Genomic DNA, 19,788 nt, shown 5'->3' on the forward strand with positions numbered 1-19,788 from the left:
AGATGAGTGTTGCTCACGTACTGGAATTAGATTCTCAAATCGAGTTACTTGATAGATTAGGTCTACTGACTAACTTTGGTTCCAATCTCATTGCGATTAATGGTCATGATGGGTACGGGAAATCTTGGCTAGCGCAGCGATACCTTGAAGTGGGTGCCAGTAACAAAAATCAATGTTTGTTACTTTGTCATTCTAATCAAGACGATGTGCAGCATCGCGTCCTTATTTTGAGTCAACTGGTTTCAGACGCATTGTTTAATCAGCAAGAGCCTTTACTTGATAGCCTTGAAAGGCTTTTAGGTGATGAGCCGTGTGACATTGCAATTGTTGTAGATGATGCGCATTTATTGAGTGAGACACTTATCTCTGAGCTTTGGATGCTGGTCTTAGAGACGCACCATAAGCCAAATTGGACCATCAATGTCTTACTGTTTACACAGTCTGGACGTTTAGAAGGTTTGCTAGCACGTCTCAGTTATGGACAAGAGATAAAGCCTGTTGAGCTTGATATTGATATGTTGTCCGAAGTGGAAGCTCGTCGTTTCTTTGAGTCACTTGTTGCGCGCTACGTCGATGATGAGTCTGAGAAACGGGTTAGAGATGCATTTAAAAAAGTCGACCCAGTACCGGGTGACATCATGGCGTTAGGAGAGATGAAAGTGGAAAAAAGGATCATTATCCGCTCGATTGTCGGTTCACCCCTGAATATTGCGTTGGTGGTATTAGTATTACTGTTGCTTGCTGCGGGTGGCTATTGGTGGATGCTTAGTCAACCAAGTCCTGATGATAAAGCGCAGCAAATTGCTGGCGGTTTAGAGCAAACGGCTATTCCAACTTTTGAAGAGTCAGTAATCAGTGCAGCGCAATCTTCACTGCAACCTGTAACCGATGGCTCTAGCAGTCTTGATAACTCTGGTGCGGTTGATGATTCTGATTCATTACCGCCAGCAGTGACAGAAGAAGTAGCGAGCGTAGGCAGTGATGACAATCAACAAAGAGTGGTGATTGAGTCGAATGTGGTCGATGCATTGCTTGAAGGTAAAACTGATTCAGCAGACACAAAAGCGATTGATGACGTCGTAGGTACTGAGAAAACAGAAACCGCCGATGAAACTAGCTCTCCTTTGATTAAAGTCGTAAAACCGAATCAAGATATGGCGCAAGCACCTGCTCAGTCAGAAGAGGGTGAGGCAAACCAACCTGTTGTGAAGTTTTCATTTGCTCGTGAAGAACTAAAAGCGCTATCGCCAAGAGCTTATACTTTACAACTCGCAGCTATGACCTCAATGGAAGATGTACAATCCTTTCTCAATGAGCATAAACTGAATAATCAAGTGCGAATTTATCCTACCGTTCGTAATGACACCGAGTGGTATATCATCACATATCAAGATTATCCGACAATTCAAATGGCTCGTGATGCCGTCGCAAGCTTGCCAGATTCGGTTAAGTCGGTGAGTCCTTGGGCAAAATCACTCCGTCAGGTTCACCGTGAAATTGAACGAGTGAAATAAACCTGAGCTTCCCTGAAAAATATGTTACATTCCGCAGCCTTAATTTTTGGTCGATAGATAGAGCAGTAGATGAAAAAGCAACGAGCCTTTCTTAAATGGGCAGGAGGAAAATACGGACTGGTTGAAGACATCCAACGTCATTTGCCGCCGGCTCGAAAGCTAGTTGAACCTTTTGTTGGTGCGGGCTCAGTGTTTCTGAATACCGATTATGACCATTATCTACTTGCAGATATCAATCCAGATTTGATCAATCTGTACAACCTGCTGAAAGAACGCCCTGAAGAGTATATCTCTGAAGCGAAGCGTTGGTTTGTCGCTGAGAACAACCGCAAAGAAGCCTACCTACACATTCGCGCTGAATTTAATAAAACCGATGACGTGATGTACCGCTCTTTAGCGTTTTTGTACATGAACCGCTTTGGTTTTAATGGCCTATGCCGTTACAACAAAAAAGGTGGCTTCAATGTACCGTTTGGCTCTTACAAAAAGCCGTATTTCCCTGAGGCGGAATTGGAGTTTTTTGCAGAAAAAGCCAAAAAAGCTACGTTCGTTTGTGAAGGTTATCCTGAAACATTTCGTCGTGCGCGCAAAGGGAGCGTCGTGTATTGCGATCCACCTTATGCGCCGCTTTCAAATACGGCAAATTTCACCTCATACGCAGGTAATGGTTTCACGTTGGACGACCAAGCTGCATTAGCCGACATTGCTGAAAGAACAGCGACTGAACGTGGCATTCCTGTGTTGATTTCTAACCACGACACTACCTTGACACGTCGGTTGTATCACGGTGCGGATCTTAATGTGGTAAAAGTAAAGCGTACCATTAGCCGTAATGGTAACGGTCGTAATAAAGTTGATGAGCTACTTGCGCTTTTTCATGCCCCAGACATGGATAAATCAAGCTCTTAATTCTCACACTATTATATCTAAATAGTGGATCTCCCCACTGGCTTCGGTAGAATTGCGCGCAGATTGTTTGCTCATTACTACTGAGGTCAGGTATGAAAGATTTTCTTATTGCTCCATCCATTTTATCGGCAGATTTTGCTCGTCTCGGTGAAGATGTAGAAAAAGTACTCGCAGCGGGTGCGGATGTGGTGCATTTCGACGTTATGGATAACCACTATGTACCAAACCTGACTTTTGGTGCGCCTGTGTGTAAAGCACTACGCGATTATGGCATCACAGCGCCAATCGATGTTCACCTAATGGTGAAACCCGTTGACCGTATTATTCCTGATTTCGCAAAAGCGGGTGCGTCGATGATTACGTTCCATGTAGAAGCTTCTGATCATGTAGACCGTACACTGCAGTTAATTAAAGAGCACGGCTGTCAGGCTGGTGTGGTACTAAACCCAGCAACGCCACTTGCAAGTCTTGAGTTTATTATGGATAAAGTCGACATGATTCTACTGATGTCGGTAAACCCTGGTTTTGGTGGTCAATCATTCATTCCTCATACACTAGATAAACTGCGTGCCGTTCGTAAGATGATTGACGAGTCTGGTCGTGATATCCGCTTAGAAATCGATGGCGGTGTGAAGGTTGACAACATTCGTGAAATTGCAGAAGCGGGCGCAGACATGTTTGTTGCAGGCTCGGCGATTTTCGGTGAGCCAGATTACAAACAAGTGATCGATCAAATGCGCGCTGAACTGGCTGAAGTTAAATAAGCACCGATAAGCCAGCGCAATAACACGCTGATTTTAAAGGCTGCCAGCTTGTTGGCAGCCTTTGTGTTTTCTAGTATTAGAAGAAATTAAATATCCACTGCGCTGAGCAAATAATCACTTGCCTATTTTACGCCCTTTCTGTACTATTCGTGCTCCTTAAACTCAGTCAATTATCTTTAGTTCCTTGCTTCCTCTGGACGACTGAGCCATTTGTGGAAGCTGAATAATCCGTAAGGAGCAACCAATGCGTCATTACGAAATCGTATTCATGGTGCACCCAGATCAAAGCGAGCAAGTTGCTGGCATGATCGAGCGTTACACTGGTTCAATCACTGAAGCTGGCGGTAAAATCCACCGTCTAGAAGACTGGGGCCGTCGTCAACTGGCTTACCCAATCAACAAGCTTCACAAAGCTCACTACGTTCTTATGAACGTTGAAGCTGACCAAGCTGTAATTGATGAGCTAGAAACTGCTTTCCGTTTCAACGATGCAGTTCTACGTAACATGATCATGCGTACTAAAGCAGCGATCACTGAGCAATCTATCATGCTTAAGCAAAAAGAAGAGCGTGCTCCACGTCGTGAAGAGCGTTCTGAAGCTAAGCCTGAAGCTAAGTCAGAAGCTGCTGAGTAAGTTTTCTTATGGCCAATCGAATGGAGCTGAGCGGCACCATTGCCAAACCGCCCATTCGTAGTAAAAGCCCTGGTGGCATTGAACACTGTCGGTTTTGGCTGGAGCATCGCTCTACTATTATCGAAGCTGACTTACCTCGACAAGTTTATTGTCGTATGCCGGTAGTCGTCAGCGGGCTTGGGTCACAAGCACTAACTCAGAATTTAGTTCAAGGCAGTAACATTAAGGTAAGTGGTTTTGTCACTTATCAAACCGGCCGAAATGGCGTGGGAAAATTAGTGTTACACGCCGACAACATTACTCAAATTTAAGATCAGGAGATAGCCCATGGCTCGTTTCTTCCGTCGTCGTAAATTCTGCCGTTTCACTGCAGAAGGCGTACAAGAGATTGATTACAAAGACGTAGCAACTCTTAAAAACTACATCACTGAAGCTGGTAAAATCGTACCTAGCCGTATCACTGGTACAAGCGCTAAGTACCAGCGTCAACTAGCACGTGCTATCAAGCGTTCACGCTACCTAGCTCTACTACCGTACACTGACAAGCATCAGTAATCGGTTCATTTTATTAAGAAAGAGGATTAAGCAATGCAAGTTATTCTACTTGATAAAATTGGTAACCTAGGTGGTCTTGGCGATACTGCAAACGTTAAATCTGGCTACGCTCGTAACTTCCTTATCCCACAAGGTAAAGCAGTTATGGCAACTAAAGCTAACGTTGAAATGTTTGAAGCTCGTCGTGCTGAACTAGAAGCTAAAGTTGCTGAGCAACTAGCTGCTGCAGAAGCTCGCGCAGAGAAAGTTAACGCTCTAGAAGCGGTAGTTATCGCTTCTAAAGCTGGTGACGAAGGCAAACTATTCGGTTCTATCGGTACTCGTGACATCGCTGACGCTATCACAGCTGCAGGCGTTGAAGTTGCTAAGAGCGAAGTTCGCCTTCCTGAAGGTGCTCTACGTAACACTGGTGAGTTCGAGATCAGCGTTCAACTTCACTCTGAAGTTTTCGCGACAGTTAACCTACAAGTTGTTGCTGCTGAGTAATTCAGTATCAAGACGAAATACTAAAAAGCACCTCCTCGGAGGTGCTTTTTTTATTTCTAAAACTGAGAGAAAAAGGGTTAAAAAGCGAAAAGTAAATTAACGGAAAATACGCTGTCTGCTTTGCTTAAGCCTTCAGGCACTTTATCGTGATACTGACGAGAGTGCGCTAGTTTCAGTGCGATATCTTCAGTAATATCATTGGTTACACTGAGTTCACTATCAGTACGTGTGTTACTTCTACCTGTTACCAACGTAATATCAGCTGCGAAACTTAAATTATCCAACGCATGCCAAGTTGTGTTGACATTTCCTCGAAAAATGCCTTCTCTAACGATATCGGGAAAGACAATATCGTCATCATCTATTTCGTCTAAGTTTGGCTCTTGATAGCGAAAACCAGGGCCTACTTCTACCTCTAAAATGAAGTTCTCAGTGTAGGAGAACTGGTAACCCAAACCACCTGACAACGTATAGTCTTTAAAATAAGCACTGTAGCGAGAATCCACTCCTTTAAAGCTGCCATACAAATACGTCTTAGGGCCTAACTTGTAGTCACTCTGCAGGGAATAGGTGGATGAGCGTTTGTCTTCTTCACCGTCTTTGTACAAGTTGTAGTACTTCCATTCACCATTAGAACGGTGTCGACCTGACGTATATTCAGCACTCAAACGAGCATTCAGGGAACGAGAGTCCGTGTTACCTGTGTGAGCTTGATAGCCGAACTCCACCTCGGTTTTTAGTGGGTCGGGTAAATCAATATTTTGCTCTGGCTGTACTGATTCGTCAGCATACGATGCACTAGCGCACAGTAGGCTAAAGCTAAGTAACCAGTATCGGGACACATCAACCTCGAACGTAATCAAAAAGGAGGGGCATGATACTGATACAGATATTTGGTTGGGTCAATGGTAGGTTAATTTTTATTAGAGCTAGGCGGAAGAACTAGGCTATTACCCGGATGGTTCACATGATGATTTCTTAACAAGTAATTGTCGCTTCGGGGAAGCATCTCAGCTAGGTTAAGGTTATAATCGTGGGTCAATAGTAGTTATCGAGCAAAGTCATGGCGGAAAACAGAAATCGCAAACCTTCAGACAGTCAGGTCGACGCAATCAAAGTGCCACCTCACTCACTAGAAGCCGAGCAATCAGTAATTGGTGGTCTTTTACTGGATAATGAACGTTGGGACACCGTTGCCGAACGTGTTGTGAGCAGTGATTTCTATAGTCGTCCACACCGCCTGATTTTTGAAGGTGTAAAAACCATTCTTGAAGCGGGTAAACCTCTCGATCTTATTACTTTATCGGAATATCTAGAGCGTCACGAGTTGTTAGAAGATGTAGGCGGTTTTGCTTACCTTGCTGACTTGGCGAAGAATACGCCAAGTGCAGCTAACATCAATGCGTATGCTGATATTGTCGCTGAGCGCGCGATTGTTCGTGGCCTTATTGGTGTCGCGAATGAAATTGCGGACGCGGGCTATGACCCTCAAGGTCGCAGTTCTGAAGATTTAATAGACATGGCGGAGAGTAAAGTTTTTGCTATCGCCGAGTCTCGAACTAGTGAAAACGAAGGACCACAAAACGTCGACAACATCCTCGAAAAGACGTTAGAACGTATCGAGTTGTTGTATAAAACGCCACAAGATGGTGTTACCGGGGTCGATACCGGTTTCACAGATCTCAATAAGAAAACCGCAGGTTTGCAAGGCTCTGATTTGGTGATTGTCGCTGCGCGTCCATCGATGGGTAAAACGACCTTTGCGATGAACTTGTGTGAAAATGCAGCCATGCAACAAGAAAAGCCCGTACTTATTTTCTCGTTAGAGATGCCAGCTGAACAGTTGATGATGCGTATGTTGGCCTCTTTGTCTCGTGTTGACCAAACCAAGATCCGTACGGGTCAGCTAGATGACGAAGATTGGGCGCGTATTTCTTCTACTATGGGTATCCTGATGCAGAAGAAAAATATGTACATTGATGATAGCTCTGGACTAACTCCGACCGAAGTGCGTTCGCGCGCTCGCCGTATCGCTCGTGAACATGGCGGTCTATCGATGATCATGGTCGACTACCTTCAGTTGATGCGCGTGCCTTCGTTAACCGATAACCGTACTCTTGAGATTGCTGAGATCTCTCGCTCTCTTAAGGCGCTGGCAAAAGAGCTAAATGTGCCTGTTGTGGCACTGTCGCAGCTAAACCGTTCCCTAGAGCAACGTGCGGATAAACGACCAGTAAACTCGGACTTGCGTGAATCCGGTTCCATCGAGCAGGATGCCGACTTGATCATGTTCATCTACCGTGATGAGGTTTATCACCCAGATAGTCCGTACAAAGGTACGGCCGAAATCATTATTGGTAAACAGCGTAATGGTCCTATCGGCTCTGTTCGCCTCACTTTCCAAGGTCAACATTCGCGTTTCGACAACTACGCGGGTCCTGCATTCGATATTGATGATGAGTAATCCCATGAGCTATATGAAAGCGGCCAAGGCGTGCATTGATTTGTCTGCGTTGCAGCACAACTTACAGCGCGTAAAAGCTCAAGCGCCACAAAGTAAAGTGATGGCTGTCGTCAAGGCCAATGGTTATGGTCACGGATTACGTCATGTCGCAAAACATGCTAACCATGCGGATGCGTTTGGTGTGGCTCGTATTGAAGAAGCATTGCAACTGCGCGCTTGTGGAGTAGTAAAGCCGATTCTATTGCTAGAAGGTTTTTACTCTCCTGGTGACTTACCTGTTCTTGTGACGAACAACATCCAAACTGTGGTGCACTGTGAAGAGCAGCTTATCGCCTTGGAGCAAGCAGACCTTGAAACTCCGGTTGTCGTGTGGCTGAAGATTGACAGTGGCATGCACCGCCTTGGGGTTCGTCCTGAACAATATGACGAGTTTGTAACGCGGCTGAAGGAGTGTCCAAATGTAGCGAAACCGTTGCGTTACATGAGCCACTTTGGCTGTGCAGATGAGCTGGATAGCTATATTACCCCACAACAGATTGAGCTGTTTAAATCGTTGACTTCTGGTTGCCAAGGGGAACGTTCACTGGCGGCATCTGCGGGGTTATTGGCATGGCCTCAAAGCCATTTAGATTGGGTTCGTCCGGGTATTATCATGTATGGTGTGTCGCCATTCGATGACAAAACGGCGCAAGATCTTGGGTATCAGCCTGTCATGACACTTAAATCCCACCTTATTGCGGTACGTGAAGTGAAGAAGGGTGAAAGTGTTGGCTACGGTGGTATTTGGACCAGTGAGCGAGATACAAAAGTTGGTGTCATTGCTGTAGGGTATGGCGACGGTTACCCAAGAAGTGCTCCAAACGGTACGCCGGTGTGGGTTAATGGCCGTAAAGTACCTATTGCAGGTCGAGTTTCCATGGATATGCTGACGGTCGATTTGGGACCAGACGCAACGGATAAAGTCAGCGACGAAGCGATTCTTTGGGGGAAAGAGCTCCCAGTAGAAGAAGTAGCGGGTCACATTGGTACGATTGCGTATGAACTCGTGACTAAGCTAACGCCTCGCGTCGAGATGGAATACTCCAAATAAACAACGAAAGGCTAACCCAAGGTTAGCCTTTGTTTTATCTACTCACCGTTAATCGTAGCAATAACGCGGCGGCAGCCACCAAAGTCTCGATGCTCACCCAAGTAAATACCTTGCCATGTTCCTAAAGCTAATCGACCATTTTGGATTGGTACCGTCACACTACTGCCAAGCAGTGATGCTTTAATATGTGCCGGCATGTCGTCGTCACCTTCATAGGTGTGCTGATAATAAGGAGCACGCTCTGGCACAAACTTATTGAAGTGCGCTTCCATGTCCATACGCACGGTTGGATCAGCATTCTCATTTAAGGTCAAACTGGCGGAGGTGTGCTGAATAAATAAGTGTAATAAACCTACTGAAAGTTCGTTTATTTGTGGTAATTGTTGTTCAATTTCATCAGTTATCAGGTGAAAACCGCGGCTTCTCGCTTTTAATTGCAGTGTTTTTTGTGCCCACATACGTGTTCCTTTGGAAATTTATAAATTGGCGTCTATCCTATTCCAATTAGAGCCTGTCATTAGTAAATGATATGATTCTTGTCATCGTAAATGAATGTTCAATTTCAGGGCAGGGAACGTGACCTAACTCAATGTGAGTGTAAAAGCTCTCGGTCATAATTGGCGCCTGAAAAAAAATTACAAAGACTTGTTTTGTGGCAATTTGCCCAAACATCTAATTTATATTCTATTTGCTAAATCGGGGATTCCACAGTTTTCGCTAGACTGTAAGGAATGGAACCTACTGTAACATCGGGATAAAGACCATGTTGAAAAATATCAATCCAACGCAAACACAAGCTTGGAAAGCGCTAACGGCGCATTTCGAATCTGCACAAGATATGGATCTTAAAGAGCTGTTTGCTCAAGACGCAGCGCGTTTCGACAAATACTCTGCACGTTTCGGCTCAGACATCCTAGTCGATTACTCAAAGAACCTCATCAATGAGGAAACTCTGAAGCACCTGTTTGCTCTTGCGAAAGAGACCGAGCTGAAATCTGCAATTGAAGCGATGTTCAGTGGTGAAGCGATCAACCAAACAGAAGGTCGCGCTGTTCTTCACACTGCACTACGTAACCGCGCTAATACTCCAGTTATGGTAGATGGCGAAGACGTAATGCCAGCAGTGAACGCGGTTCTAGAAAAAATGAAATCATTCACTGAGCGCGTTATCGGCGGTGAATGGAAAGGTTACACAGGCAAAGCAATTACCGATATTGTGAACATCGGTATCGGCGGTTCTGACCTTGGCCCTTACATGGTGACGGAAGCTCTAGCGCCATACAAAAATCATCTAAACCTTCACTTCGTATCTAACGTTGATGGTACACACATCGTTGAAACGTTGAAGAAAGTTAACCCAGAAACGACGTTATTCTTGATCGCGTCTAAGACGTTTACAACACAAGAAACCATGACTAACGCGCACACTGCTCGTGATTGGTTCCTAGAATCGGCGGGTGATCAGGCTCATGTGGCTAAGCACTTTGCTGCGCTTTCAACAAACGCGACAGCCGTGTCTGAATTTGGTATCGATACAGCGAACATGTTTGAATTCTGGGACTGGGTTGGTGGCCGTTACTCACTATGGTCTGCGATCGGTCTATCAATTGCACTAGCAGTAGGTTTCGACAACTTCGTTGAGCTGCTTGATGGCGCTCACGAGATGGACAAGCACTTTGTATCAACAGATCTAGAAAGCAACATCCCTGTGATCCTTGCGCTTATCGGTATTTGGTACAACAACTTCCACGGTGCGGAATCAGAAGCTATTCTGCCTTACGATCAGTACATGCACCGTTTCGCGGCGTACTTCCAGCAAGGTAACATGGAATCAAACGGTAAATACGTTGACCGTGACGGCAATGCTGTAACTTACCAAACTGGCCCAATCATTTGGGGTGAACCAGGTACCAACGGTCAGCACGCGTTCTACCAGCTAATTCACCAAGGTACTAAGCTTATCCCATGTGACTTCATTGCACCTGCAATTAGCCACAACCCAGCTAGCGATCATCACCAAAAACTGATGTCTAACTTCTTCGCGCAAACTGAAGCTCTAGCGTTTGGTAAAAATGAAGAAACCGTGAAAGAAGAGTTGGTGAAAGTAGGTAAGAATGCTGAAGAAGTGGCAGCGATTGCGCCATTCAAAGTGTTTGAAGGTAACCGTCCAACAAACTCTATTCTAGTGAAGCAAATCACGCCTCGTACGCTAGGTAACTTGATCGCAATGTACGAACACAAAATTTTCGTACAAGGTGTTATCTGGAATATCTTCAGCTTTGACCAGTGGGGCGTGGAGCTAGGTAAACAACTGGCTAACCAAATCCTACCTGAGCTTGCAGACGAGTCTCAAATCAGCTCGCATGACAGCTCAACAAACGGTCTAATCAACGCATTTAAAGCGTTCAAAGCTTAATGTTTGAATAGATAAAGAAAAGGTCAGCAAATGCTGACCTTTTTATTGCCTGAGGCAAAAACAAAATAGGTTGGCCAGTGCCAACCTATTTTTTCTCTTTTATTCGAAGCAAATTTCGATAAAGGCATTTCCCCATTGGGAAGAGAAAGGCATGATAATAATTGAGCCTTCACACTTGTGGCGAATCGTATGACCTCGGCCCGAAACCACAACCGGTGTTGCCATATCAAAGTCAAAACCACTTTCCGCCAGAATGCGTTTCGCACCACCAGTAACCATGTTGGTGATCTCACCCACCATATCGGTCACTTCTTCATTGAGCCCATTTGGACGTTCACCAAGCATGTTCTGCATGATTTCTAGGGCGAGTGCTTCATCAAAGGTGATCGACATTGAACCACGAGTTTGTGGGCCTACCATACCAATCAGACCAGAAACGTCACCTCGTGCGATCTCATCTTTTTTGATTCGCGGTTTTTGTGGCTTCAGCTCAAGAGAAGCCATAGTTTTTAGCACGTTCATTAAAGAAGCTAAAAACGGGTTTACAAATTCAGCGCGCATAACGTTCTTCTATACTTTTTCTTTCGTCTCGGAGGAACAGGCCTGGCATTCACCATGAGTTTCAATAACTTGGTTGGTCAGTTTGAATCCATGCTTCTCGGCGTTTTCGGCTAACAAGGATATCAGCGTCTCATCTTCGAGTTCAACGACATCACCACATTTATCGCAAATTAGTAATTGGAAAAAGTGCTGCTGAGTATTGAAAGAACAACAAGTAATAAAGCTATTTGTCGATTCCACTCGGTGGATGAAGCCTTGCTCTAGGAGAAAATCTAATGCTCGATAAACAGTGGGCGGCTTAGCCTGAGGCTCACTCTCTTTTAGTTGCTCCAATAGCTCATACGCACTTGAGGCGCGGCGATTAGAACAAATGAGTTCAAATACGCGTCGGCGTTGCGGAGTCAGTCGTACTCCACGCTCTGCGCAGATACTTTCAATTTGTTCAATGATTGTTGGGTTCAAACCTTTCACCATAACTATCGGACGTGCTCTATGATAAATCATTTCTATACGAAGTTCGTTTAGAAATGCTTCATTTTACCCACTATCAGAACGAAAATCATGAATTAAAGCAAGTCGGTGGTGGTGTGAAGGCGGAATAATCATCACAGAATGAATCAACGAATGACAGATTCGTATTACTTCTGCGTATTCCTAAGCACTTGGCTAGTCAGCCAACCAAATCATTCTCGCTGAAACTAGCACCCAGAGGTGCTTGGGTATACAATACCCGACTTATTTTTTGAGCGTACTGCTGCGCTCGACCTTGGCAACATAAAAACGGGTGTTTATATCATGACTCATTCTTGCAGGCTCTCCGTAGCACCAATGTTAGATTGGACTGATCGTCATTGTCGCTACTTCCATCGCTTAATGACCAAAGAAACCCTGTTGTACACTGAAATGGTGACGACAGGTGCGATCATTCATGGAAAAGGAGATTTCCTGGCTTATAACGAAGAAGAGCATCCGTTAGCCCTTCAACTTGGTGGTTCAAACCCAGCAGATTTGGCTACGTGTGCCAAGCTAGCGCAAGAGCGTGGCTACGATGAGATTAACCTAAATGTGGGGTGTCCATCTGACCGCGTACAAAACGGTCGATTTGGTGCTTGCCTAATGGCTGAACCGCAGTTAGTTGCGGATTGTGTCGCAGCAATGAAAGACGTGGTCGATATCCCTGTAACAGTCAAGACTCGCATTGGTATTGATGATCAAGACTCTTACGAATTCCTAACGGACTTCGTTTCTATTGTTTCAGAAAAGGGTGGCTGTGAGCAGTTCACTATCCATGCTCGTAAAGCTTGGTTAAGTGGTCTAAGCCCAAAAGAAAACCGTGAGATCCCACCATTGGATTACCCACGCGCTTACCAATTGAAGCAAGACTTCTCACACCTAACGATTGCGATTAACGGTGGCGTGAAATCATTAGAAGAAGCAAAAGCACATCTTCAGCATCTTGACGGTGTGATGATTGGTCGTGAAGCATACCAAAGCCCATATTTACTGGCATCGGTAGATCAAGAGTTGTTTGGCTCTAATGCTCCAGTGAAGAAACGCAGCGAAATTGTTGAAGAGATGTATCCATACATTGAAGCGCAATTAGCGAAAGGTGCGTACCTTGGTCATATTACCCGCCACATGTTAGGTTTGTTCCAAAGCATGCCCGGTGCTCGTCAATGGCGTCGTCATATCAGTGAAAATGCGCACAAACCAGGTTCTGGTCTAGAAGTATTGCAAGACGCGCTAGCTAAGATTCCAAAAGAATTGAATGTGTAAAATTCGCCAGTGAATGGCTAAAATTACCAACTAAAGAATGATAAAGCCAGAGTGCAGAAATGCCTCTGGCTTTGTTTTTTTTATTAAAAATCATAATCTTAACTTCGTTTCTGTAAGTTGGTATGGAAACTGCTCTGTTTATTGAAAACAAATGGAGAAGTGATTATGTTGGAGCTAATCTTTATTTTAGTCTTTGCGGCGACCTTGTTGGTTACGGGTATCACAATGATGACCGTATTCGCAGCAACTGGTATTGCGTTAGTTGTGATGTTTTTACTGGGAATGGTTGGAGCGGTACTTAAACTATTACCATGGTTAATCGTGATTGCATTGGGTATTTGGTTCTTCAAGAATTACGTCGCTCAGCCCCGCTATAAATAATGAGTAACATCATTTAGTTGATGGAGAGGCGTGAGAATATGGTATATTTCCTCTCACGTCCTCTACGTGAATATCAGCTATCTCGGAGTAAATACTACATGACAAATAAAGCGAACATCGCTTTAACGGCATTATCGTTGGCAGTATCTTTTCCTGTTTTTGCAGAGTACTCTGTATCGACAAAAGTCGGCGCAGAGGTATGGGCTGCCGACACTAAAGTTAATGAAGTGAGACGAGATAGCAGTACCGCAGGCACTTTTTACGCGGCGATTGAACATGATGTTAAATATGTCCCTAATGCGCGCCTTCGTTACTCAAGTGTTGATGCGGATTACATGGGGTTCGATAAGCTCGATTTAACCTTGTATTACCACGTTCTAGAGCATGATTTATTGCACTTTGATGCGGGTCTCACGTTCAGTAATTTAAGTGACACTAAATACATTGATGCTGGCTCAAGCAGGCGTGTAGAAGAATTTGATGAGCTGATTTGGGCTTGGTATGGTTACGCAGAAATTCAAGTTCCGGATACAAACTTTAATGTGATTGGTGAGATAAACTTTGGTGACAACAAAGGTATCAAAAGCACCGATTTCATGGCAGGTGTTCAATACAATGTACCGCTCGAAAAAGCTCGACTGGCTTTTCGTGGAGGTTACCGTGTGATTGATTTAGAGTCCGATAAATTCATGTCGGATCTAGGGAAAGAGTTTATTTTTGCTAACGGCTTCTTTGTGAGTGCGGAATACGCGTTCTAAATTCAGCCATGTTAGATATTCGATTTACTTAAAACGTCGCTTTATAAGCGGCGTTTTTTTATATCACTTCATTATATCTAATCGAAATTTCTCCCTATTTGGCTGACTTAGACCATGCTTACCTAGGAGCAATGTGAAAGTTAAAGCAGGGATAGCGATGACAATAAATGAACTAAGACATCTATTCCGTGAAAATCAGCTTATCGAAGCGATTATTGAGCCTGCAATCCAAGAGGGTGGTTGGGTTGTAGAGTTCAGACATGCGCGCGGTGGTTTTGTTTTTCTAACGGACAGTCACGGCGAAGAATGTCTTTATGAAGATTTGGATACTGCGTCAAAATCGGCAATGGCAGTAGGCTTTCAACAAGTCCGCATTGAAGATCGATGAGCAAAAAGTAAGCCGTTCTTACTTCCAAAAAGTTATAAAACATTCACTTCTATTCTTTCTTGTTATTAAGGAGAGTGGGTACTCTATCGTCACGCAATGAATAGGGATGTCGTGATAATGTCTTTTCAAAAGAATGAGTATTCTCACAAGAATGTGTCTGAAGATAATAATGGGCAAGGAGGAAATCCTCCAATCGCAAGCCCTCTGAATGACCAACAAATTAGCTCACTCCAACAAACTGTCTCTGAGTTGTCTTCACAGCAACTTGCTTGGGTCAGTGGGTATTTTTGGGGATTAGCTCAAAATCAACCAAATACAGCGGTAACGCCAATTGCACAAGCAACGGCAGCCGTATCAGCGAAGCCAGCAGGTAAGTTGAGTATTATTTTTGCTTCCCAAACGGGCAATGCTAAAGGTGTTGCTGAAGCTCTGGAACAGGAAGCAAAAGCAGAAGGAATTGCAGTCGAACTTTTTGATGCAAGCGATTACAAAGGTAAAAACTTAGCCAAAGAAACGCATGTCATTATTGTGGCATCGACTAACGGCGAAGGCGAAGCGCCAGACAATGCCATTGAGCTACATGAGTTTTTGCAATCGAAGAAGGCTCCTAAGCTGCCAAACCTGCAATATGGTGTTATTGCATTGGGAGATTCTAGCTACGAGTTCTTCTGTCAGACCGGTAAAGACTTCGACACTTACCTATCAAAGCTAGGCGCGACTCCATTTATCGAGCGTCTTGATTGCGATGTGGATTATGAAGCCCCTGCAACTGAATGGCGTAAGAATGCGTTAGACAAGGTAAAAGATACACTGTCTTCTGGCTCTGAAGCGGATGTGGTTCAACTTCCTGTGGGTCAAGCTGCGACTGCGCACTCTCCTTACAATAAACAAAATCCGTACACTGCGACGTTACTGACCAGTCAAAAAATCACGGGCCGTGACTCTGGAAAAGACGTTCGTCATATAGAAATCGACTTAGAAGGCTCGGGCTTAACGTATCAGCCAGGTGATGCACTAGGTGTGTGGTTTGAAAATAGCTCGGAACTTGCAAATGCCATTCTTGGTAAGGTCGGTTTGTCTGGGGTTGAGACTGTTGACGTTGATGGTGAAAGCTTGTCAATCCACAGTGCTCTCGTGAGTAAATATGAAATCACAACATCTAACCCGCAGCTCATCACAAAGTTTGCCGAGTTATCCGGTAGCAAGAAGCTACAAAAGTTAGTTGAAGATAAAGATAAGCTTCGCGAGTACTCTGCAAATACTCAAATCGTTGATGTACTGGCAGAAAAGAAAACCAAGTTAACCGCAGATGAATTGATTGGTTTGCTTCGTCGCCTTACTCCACGCCTTTACTCTATTGCATCAAGCCAAGAAGAGGTCGATGAAGAAGTACACCTAACGGTTGCTTTGGTTGAGTACGAACAAAACGACGAAAAACGATATGGTGGTGCGTCTAGTTTCTTAGCACAGCGTCTCGAAGAGGGGGGTGAAGTTAAAGTATTTGTTGAGCATAACAACAACTTCAAACTGCCGGAAGATGATAGCACTCCAATTATCATGGTTGGTCCTGGCACAGGGATCGCACCATTCCGTAGCTTTATTCAGGAGCGTGAAAACCGCGATGCTGAAGGCAAAAACTGGTTGTTCTTTGGTGATCGCACGTTCACTCAAGACTTCTTGTACCAAGTGGAATGGCAAAAGTATCTCAAGTCAGGAGTACTAAGCCGATTGGATGTTGCCTTTAGTCGTGACCAAGTAGAAAAGGTTTACGTACAACATCGCATCTTAGAAAACGCAGCTCAAGTGTGGCAGTGGATCCAAGAAGGCGCTTATATCTATGTCTGCGGTGATGCAACGCGTATGGCAAAAGATGTGCACGACGCATTGGTTATCGTTGCTGAACAAGAAGGCAAGATGCCGCGTGACGATGCAGAACAATTTATTAATGACCTACGTAAAGCGAAACGTTATCAGAGGGATGTGTACTAATGACTTTTTCTACGGACAATAATAAGCAGGTTGTATTAGGTGAAGAGTTAGGACCGCTATCTGATAACGAGCGCCTGAAGCGAGAAAGCAACTTATTACGTGGCACCATTGAGCAAGATTTACAGGACCGTATTACTGGTGGCTTTACTGCCGACAACTTCCAGTTAATTCGTTTCCACGGTATGTATCAACAAGACGATCGTGATATCCGTAATGAACGCACAAAGCAAAAACTGGAACCATTACATAATGTGATGCTTCGTGCTCGTATGCCTGGAGGCATCATCACGCCAACGCAATGGTTAGCGATCGACAAGTTCGCAACGGAGCACTCTTTATATGGAAGTATTCGTCTGACGACTCGCCAAACGTTCCAGTTTCATGGGGTATTAAAACCGAATATTAAGTTGATGCATCAAACGCTCAACAGTATTGGCATTGATTCGATTGCAACCGCGGGTGATGTAAACCGTAACGTGTTGTGTACCACTAACCCAGTGGAGTCAGAGTTACACCAAGAAGCTTACGAATGGGCGAAGAAGATCAGTGAGCATCTATTACCAAAGACGCGCGCTTATGCAGAGATTTGGCTAGACGGTGAAAAAGTAGAAAGCACAGAAGAAGACGAACCGATTCTAGGCAAGAACTACTTACCACGTAAGTTTAAAACCACAGTGGTTATCCCACCGCAAAATGACGTAGATGTACACGCTAACGATCTCAACTTCGTAGCGATTGCAGATAACGGCAAGCTGGTTGGTTTTAACGTCCTGGTCGGCGGCGGCTTAGCGATGACGCATGGCGATACATCAACTTATCCGCGCCGCGCTGACGACTTTGGCTTTATTCCGCTGGACAAGACACTTGATGTTGCCGCAGCTGTAGTAACAACTCAGCGCGACTGGGGTAACCGTTCAAACCGTAAGAACGCAAAAACCAAATACACATTGGATCGTGTAGGTAGCGATGTCTTTAAAGCGGAAGTCGAGAAACGTGCTGGTGTTAAGTTTGAGCAAAGCCGTCCATATGAATTCACAGAACGTGGTGACCGTATTGGCTGGGTAGAAGGAATTGATGGTAAATATCATTTAGCGCTTTTCATCGAAAATGGTCGCTTATTAGACTTTCCAGGTAAACCACTTAAGACGGGTGTTGCTGAAATTGCCAAAATCCACAAAGGCGATTTCCGCATGACAGCAAACCAAAACCTAATTGTTGCGGGTGTACCTAAAAACGAAAAAGCGAAGATTGAAAAGATCGCTCGTGAACATGGCTTAATGGACGACGGCGTAAGTGAACAGCGTAAGAACTCAATGGCTTGTGTTGCTTTTCCAACTTGTCCGCTAGCGATGGCAGAAGCTGAACGTTTCCTTCCTCAGTTTGTTACTGATGTTGAGGGGATTCTGGAGAAGCACAACCTACCAGAAAATGACAACATCATTTTGCGTGTAACTGGGTGTCCAAATGGTTGTGGTCGCGCAATGTTGGCTGAAATTGGTCTAGTTGGCAAAGCGCCGGGTCGTTACAACTTGCACCTAGGTGGTAACCGTGCCGGTACTCGAGTACCAAAAATGTATAAAGAGAACATCACGGATAAGCAAATCTTAGAAGAGATTGATCTGCTGGTGGCTCGATGGTCGAAAGAGCGTGAAGAAGGCGAAGCCTTTGGCGATTTCACTATTCGTGCTGGCATTATCCAAGAAGTGCTCGTATCAAAGAGGGACTTTCATGCTTGATTCTGTAGCATCCAAGCTGGAGCTCACAGAGTTACTGACATTAACAAAGACGGAGCAAATCCTCCGTCTTGCTCAAATTAATGTCGAGCTCGAAAAGCTTTCAGCACAAGAGAGAGTAGCGTGGGCTTTAGATAATCTAGAAGGCGAGTTCGCGGTTTCTTCTAGTTTTGGTATTCAAGCCGCGGTTATGCTTCATTTAGTTACTCGCGCCAAAGCGGACATCCCCGTCATTCTAACCGATACTGGTTACCTGTTTGCTGAGACGTACCGATTTATCGATGAGCTGACAGATGCTCTCAACCTAAATTTAAAAGTTTATCGAGCCAAGGAAAGTGCGAATTGGCAAGAAGCTCGATATGGAAAATTATGGGAGCAAGGCGTAGAGGGAATTGAAAAATACAACAAGCTCAATAAAGTTGAGCCGATGCGTCGAGCGTTAAAAGAGCTTAATGTTGGAACGTGGTTCTCTGGACTGCGTCGAGAGCAAAGTAAATCTCGTGCAGGTTTACCGATTCTATCAATTCAGAACGGTGTGTTTAAATTTCTACCAGTAATTGATTGGACTAATAAAGACGTTCATTACTACTTAGAACAACACGGCCTTAAATACCACCCATTGTGGGATGAAGGTTACCTTTCAGTTGGTGATACACATACCACTCGTAAATGGGAGCCGGGAATGTCAGAGGAAGAAACTCGATTCTTTGGCTTAAAGCGAGAATGTGGCCTACACGAAGATGATGGCTCTGAACAAGATGGGTCTGGCATATAGCCATAATACTCTTTAAATAGAGTTTAGGTTAAGTTTAATAAAGATAGCTGCAATAAAGCAGCTTTCTTTATTTATGGTACTTGAAAAATACGTCTCAAAGCACAACTCTGTGGATAAGTTGTGTGAGAGTTTGGGGTAAAGTTGAATAAATAAAGGTTTGATCGAAAACTCATCGTTTAACCATTGTTTTTGCAATTTTTGAAAAATAACACTTGCCAATGTGAGCGCGATCTCTATAATGCCTCCTCGTCGACAGGGCAAGGGCTCAGAAGGGTTTAAGCGAAGTTGATAAGGCTGAAAAGAAAAACGAAATAATTTGAAGAAAGTGTTTGACACGATAAATTATCTCGCTAGAATGGCCGCCTCTTCCGAAGTGATGTCAATCACAAAGAAGAGTTGCTCTTTAACAATATAGACCTATCAATCTGTGTGGGCACTCGTTGATGATAATCCAATTCGATACTTCGGTATCAAATTAGGTTTCAATGAAACGAAGTGACCATTGAATCTTCGGATTCAGCACAGTCAATTCAAACATTACTTTATGTAATGTTCAGTATTCATTGAGCCGAACAAAATCTTAAATTGAAGAGTT

21 protein-coding genes are annotated in these 19,788 nt (G+C 44.3%); 17 read left to right on the top strand and 4 right to left on the bottom strand.

All coding sequences use genetic code 11. The annotated features are described in order from the left end of the window. The first annotated feature begins 2 nt into the window (after positions 1–2). The 7 genes from R7044_RS21890 (at position 3) to rplI (ending at position 4,862) form a co-directional block, all read left to right on the top strand. Positions 3–1,514 (top strand): SPOR domain-containing protein, encoded by a 1,512-nt coding sequence (locus R7044_RS21890; RefSeq protein WP_138939164.1) that lies wholly within the window; start codon positions 3–5, stop codon positions 1,512–1,514. A 69-nt stretch (positions 1,515–1,583) separates the two neighbouring features. Then, a complete protein-coding gene (locus tag R7044_RS21895) occupies positions 1,584–2,423 on the top strand; it encodes a Dam family site-specific DNA-(adenine-N6)-methyltransferase (RefSeq protein ID WP_005382762.1) in 840 nt (279 codons plus the stop codon). Between the two features lie 92 nt (positions 2,424–2,515). Continuing rightward, complete coding sequence (gene rpe / locus R7044_RS21900; protein WP_005381300.1) at positions 2,516–3,187, top strand: ribulose-phosphate 3-epimerase; 672 nt, start codon at positions 2,516–2,518, stop codon at positions 3,185–3,187. A gap of 244 nt (positions 3,188–3,431) precedes the next feature. Continuing rightward, positions 3,432–3,821 (top strand): 30S ribosomal protein S6, encoded by a 390-nt coding sequence (gene rpsF / locus R7044_RS21905; RefSeq protein WP_005381299.1) that lies wholly within the window; start codon positions 3,432–3,434, stop codon positions 3,819–3,821. 8 nt (positions 3,822–3,829) lie between these two features. Next, entirely contained in the window at positions 3,830–4,132 is a 303-nt protein-coding gene (priB, locus tag R7044_RS21910) for a primosomal replication protein N (protein WP_005381298.1), read from the top strand. 16 nt (positions 4,133–4,148) lie between these two features. Next, positions 4,149–4,376: a 30S ribosomal protein S18 gene (rpsR, locus tag R7044_RS21915; protein WP_000090472.1), complete on the top strand. Its 228-nt coding sequence runs from the start codon at positions 4,149–4,151 to the stop codon at positions 4,374–4,376. A gap of 33 nt (positions 4,377–4,409) precedes the next feature. Next, positions 4,410–4,862, top strand: coding sequence for a 50S ribosomal protein L9 (gene rplI / locus R7044_RS21920; RefSeq protein WP_005382760.1), 453 nt, complete (start codon positions 4,410–4,412; stop codon positions 4,860–4,862). A gap of 77 nt (positions 4,863–4,939) precedes the next feature. Here rplI and R7044_RS21925 read toward each other — a convergent pair whose 3' ends face one another. Further along, positions 4,940–5,704, bottom strand: a complete 765-nt coding sequence (locus R7044_RS21925) for a DUF481 domain-containing protein (protein WP_025768078.1) — start codon at positions 5,702–5,704, stop codon at positions 4,940–4,942. Between the two features lie 221 nt (positions 5,705–5,925). Here R7044_RS21925 and R7044_RS21930 point away from each other — a divergent pair, with 221 nt between their 5' ends. Then, on the top strand, positions 5,926–7,326 hold the full coding sequence (locus R7044_RS21930; RefSeq protein ID WP_005382759.1) for a replicative DNA helicase: 1,401 nt from the start codon (positions 5,926–5,928) through the stop codon (positions 7,324–7,326). Positions 7,327–7,339: 13 nt separating this feature from the next. Further along, positions 7,340–8,416: an alanine racemase gene (alr, locus tag R7044_RS21935; protein ID WP_132937332.1), complete on the top strand. Its 1,077-nt coding sequence runs from the start codon at positions 7,340–7,342 to the stop codon at positions 8,414–8,416. 38 nt (positions 8,417–8,454) lie between these two features. Here the strand turns inward: alr and R7044_RS21940 are convergent, their stop codons facing one another. Then, positions 8,455–8,874, bottom strand: coding sequence for a secondary thiamine-phosphate synthase enzyme YjbQ (locus R7044_RS21940; protein WP_225455807.1), 420 nt, complete (start codon positions 8,872–8,874; stop codon positions 8,455–8,457). Positions 8,875–9,179: 305 nt separating this feature from the next. Between R7044_RS21940 and pgi the strand changes: the two genes are divergently transcribed. Beyond that, positions 9,180–10,832, top strand: a complete 1,653-nt coding sequence (gene pgi, locus R7044_RS21945) for a glucose-6-phosphate isomerase (protein WP_005381270.1) — start codon at positions 9,180–9,182, stop codon at positions 10,830–10,832. 99 nt (positions 10,833–10,931) lie between these two features. Here pgi and R7044_RS21950 read toward each other — a convergent pair whose 3' ends face one another. Further along, positions 10,932–11,393, bottom strand: a complete 462-nt coding sequence (locus R7044_RS21950) for a chemotaxis protein CheX (protein WP_005381269.1) — start codon at positions 11,391–11,393, stop codon at positions 10,932–10,934. Between the two features lie 9 nt (positions 11,394–11,402). Continuing rightward, positions 11,403–11,867, bottom strand: coding sequence for a zinc uptake transcriptional repressor Zur (gene zur / locus R7044_RS21955; RefSeq protein WP_005381268.1), 465 nt, complete (start codon positions 11,865–11,867; stop codon positions 11,403–11,405). Positions 11,868–12,188: 321 nt separating this feature from the next. Between zur and dusA the strand changes: the two genes are divergently transcribed. From dusA to R7044_RS21990, 7 genes are all read left to right on the top strand, one after another. Continuing rightward, the gene (gene dusA, locus R7044_RS21960; RefSeq protein ID WP_017821727.1) at positions 12,189–13,169 is read left to right on the top strand and encodes a tRNA dihydrouridine(20/20a) synthase DusA; all 981 of its coding nucleotides are present in this window, start codon (positions 12,189–12,191) and stop codon (positions 13,167–13,169) included. A gap of 165 nt (positions 13,170–13,334) precedes the next feature. Beyond that, positions 13,335–13,550, top strand: coding sequence for an envelope stress response protein PspG (gene pspG, locus R7044_RS21965; RefSeq protein WP_005381266.1), 216 nt, complete (start codon positions 13,335–13,337; stop codon positions 13,548–13,550). Between the two features lie 98 nt (positions 13,551–13,648). After that, positions 13,649–14,308, top strand: coding sequence for a TIGR04219 family outer membrane beta-barrel protein (locus R7044_RS21970; protein WP_132937328.1), 660 nt, complete (start codon positions 13,649–13,651; stop codon positions 14,306–14,308). A 157-nt stretch (positions 14,309–14,465) separates the two neighbouring features. Further along, complete coding sequence (locus R7044_RS21975) at positions 14,466–14,696, top strand: hypothetical protein (protein WP_005381264.1); 231 nt, start codon at positions 14,466–14,468, stop codon at positions 14,694–14,696. Between the two features lie 117 nt (positions 14,697–14,813). Beyond that, positions 14,814–16,685, top strand: coding sequence for an assimilatory sulfite reductase (NADPH) flavoprotein subunit (locus R7044_RS21980; protein ID WP_017821725.1), 1,872 nt, complete (start codon positions 14,814–14,816; stop codon positions 16,683–16,685). Further along, entirely contained in the window at positions 16,685–18,421 is a 1,737-nt protein-coding gene (gene cysI / locus R7044_RS21985; RefSeq protein ID WP_005382750.1) for an assimilatory sulfite reductase (NADPH) hemoprotein subunit, read from the top strand. The genes R7044_RS21980 and cysI overlap by 1 nt, the downstream gene beginning before the upstream one ends. Further along, a complete protein-coding gene (locus tag R7044_RS21990) occupies positions 18,414–19,193 on the top strand; it encodes a phosphoadenylyl-sulfate reductase (RefSeq protein WP_005382748.1) in 780 nt (259 codons plus the stop codon). The genes cysI and R7044_RS21990 overlap by 8 nt, the downstream gene beginning before the upstream one ends. The last annotated feature ends 595 nt before the right edge of the window (positions 19,194–19,788 follow it).

The organism is Vibrio sp. 1402 (assembly GCF_033340275.1).

What these genes read in the sequence shown, in the direction of transcription:
- R7044_RS21890 (WP_138939164.1), top strand. Translation starts at nt 3, where the DNA reads ATGAGTGTTGCTCACGTACTGGAATTAGATTCTCAAATCGAGTTACTT.
- R7044_RS21895 (WP_005382762.1), top strand. Translation starts at nt 1,584, where the DNA reads ATGAAAAAGCAACGAGCCTTTCTTAAATGGGCAGGAGGAAAATACGGA.
- rpe (WP_005381300.1), top strand. Translation starts at nt 2,516, where the DNA reads ATGAAAGATTTTCTTATTGCTCCATCCATTTTATCGGCAGATTTTGCT.
- rpsF (WP_005381299.1), top strand. Translation starts at nt 3,432, where the DNA reads ATGCGTCATTACGAAATCGTATTCATGGTGCACCCAGATCAAAGCGAG.
- priB (WP_005381298.1), top strand. Translation starts at nt 3,830, where the DNA reads ATGGCCAATCGAATGGAGCTGAGCGGCACCATTGCCAAACCGCCCATT.
- rpsR (WP_000090472.1), top strand. Translation starts at nt 4,149, where the DNA reads ATGGCTCGTTTCTTCCGTCGTCGTAAATTCTGCCGTTTCACTGCAGAA.
- rplI (WP_005382760.1), top strand. Translation starts at nt 4,410, where the DNA reads ATGCAAGTTATTCTACTTGATAAAATTGGTAACCTAGGTGGTCTTGGC.
- R7044_RS21930 (WP_005382759.1), top strand. Translation starts at nt 5,926, where the DNA reads ATGGCGGAAAACAGAAATCGCAAACCTTCAGACAGTCAGGTCGACGCA.
- alr (WP_132937332.1), top strand. Translation starts at nt 7,340, where the DNA reads ATGAAAGCGGCCAAGGCGTGCATTGATTTGTCTGCGTTGCAGCACAAC.
- R7044_RS21940 (WP_225455807.1), bottom strand. Translation starts at nt 8,874, where the DNA reads ATGTGGGCACAAAAAACACTGCAATTAAAAGCGAGAAGCCGCGGTTTT.
- pgi (WP_005381270.1), top strand. Translation starts at nt 9,180, where the DNA reads ATGTTGAAAAATATCAATCCAACGCAAACACAAGCTTGGAAAGCGCTA.
- R7044_RS21950 (WP_005381269.1), bottom strand. Translation starts at nt 11,393, where the DNA reads ATGCGCGCTGAATTTGTAAACCCGTTTTTAGCTTCTTTAATGAACGTG.
- zur (WP_005381268.1), bottom strand. Translation starts at nt 11,867, where the DNA reads ATGGTGAAAGGTTTGAACCCAACAATCATTGAACAAATTGAAAGTATC.
- dusA (WP_017821727.1), top strand. Translation starts at nt 12,189, where the DNA reads ATGACTCATTCTTGCAGGCTCTCCGTAGCACCAATGTTAGATTGGACT.
- pspG (WP_005381266.1), top strand. Translation starts at nt 13,335, where the DNA reads ATGTTGGAGCTAATCTTTATTTTAGTCTTTGCGGCGACCTTGTTGGTT.
- R7044_RS21970 (WP_132937328.1), top strand. Translation starts at nt 13,649, where the DNA reads ATGACAAATAAAGCGAACATCGCTTTAACGGCATTATCGTTGGCAGTA.
- R7044_RS21975 (WP_005381264.1), top strand. Translation starts at nt 14,466, where the DNA reads ATGACAATAAATGAACTAAGACATCTATTCCGTGAAAATCAGCTTATC.
- R7044_RS21980 (WP_017821725.1), top strand. Translation starts at nt 14,814, where the DNA reads ATGTCTTTTCAAAAGAATGAGTATTCTCACAAGAATGTGTCTGAAGAT.
- cysI (WP_005382750.1), top strand. Translation starts at nt 16,685, where the DNA reads ATGACTTTTTCTACGGACAATAATAAGCAGGTTGTATTAGGTGAAGAG.
- R7044_RS21990 (WP_005382748.1), top strand. Translation starts at nt 18,414, where the DNA reads ATGCTTGATTCTGTAGCATCCAAGCTGGAGCTCACAGAGTTACTGACA.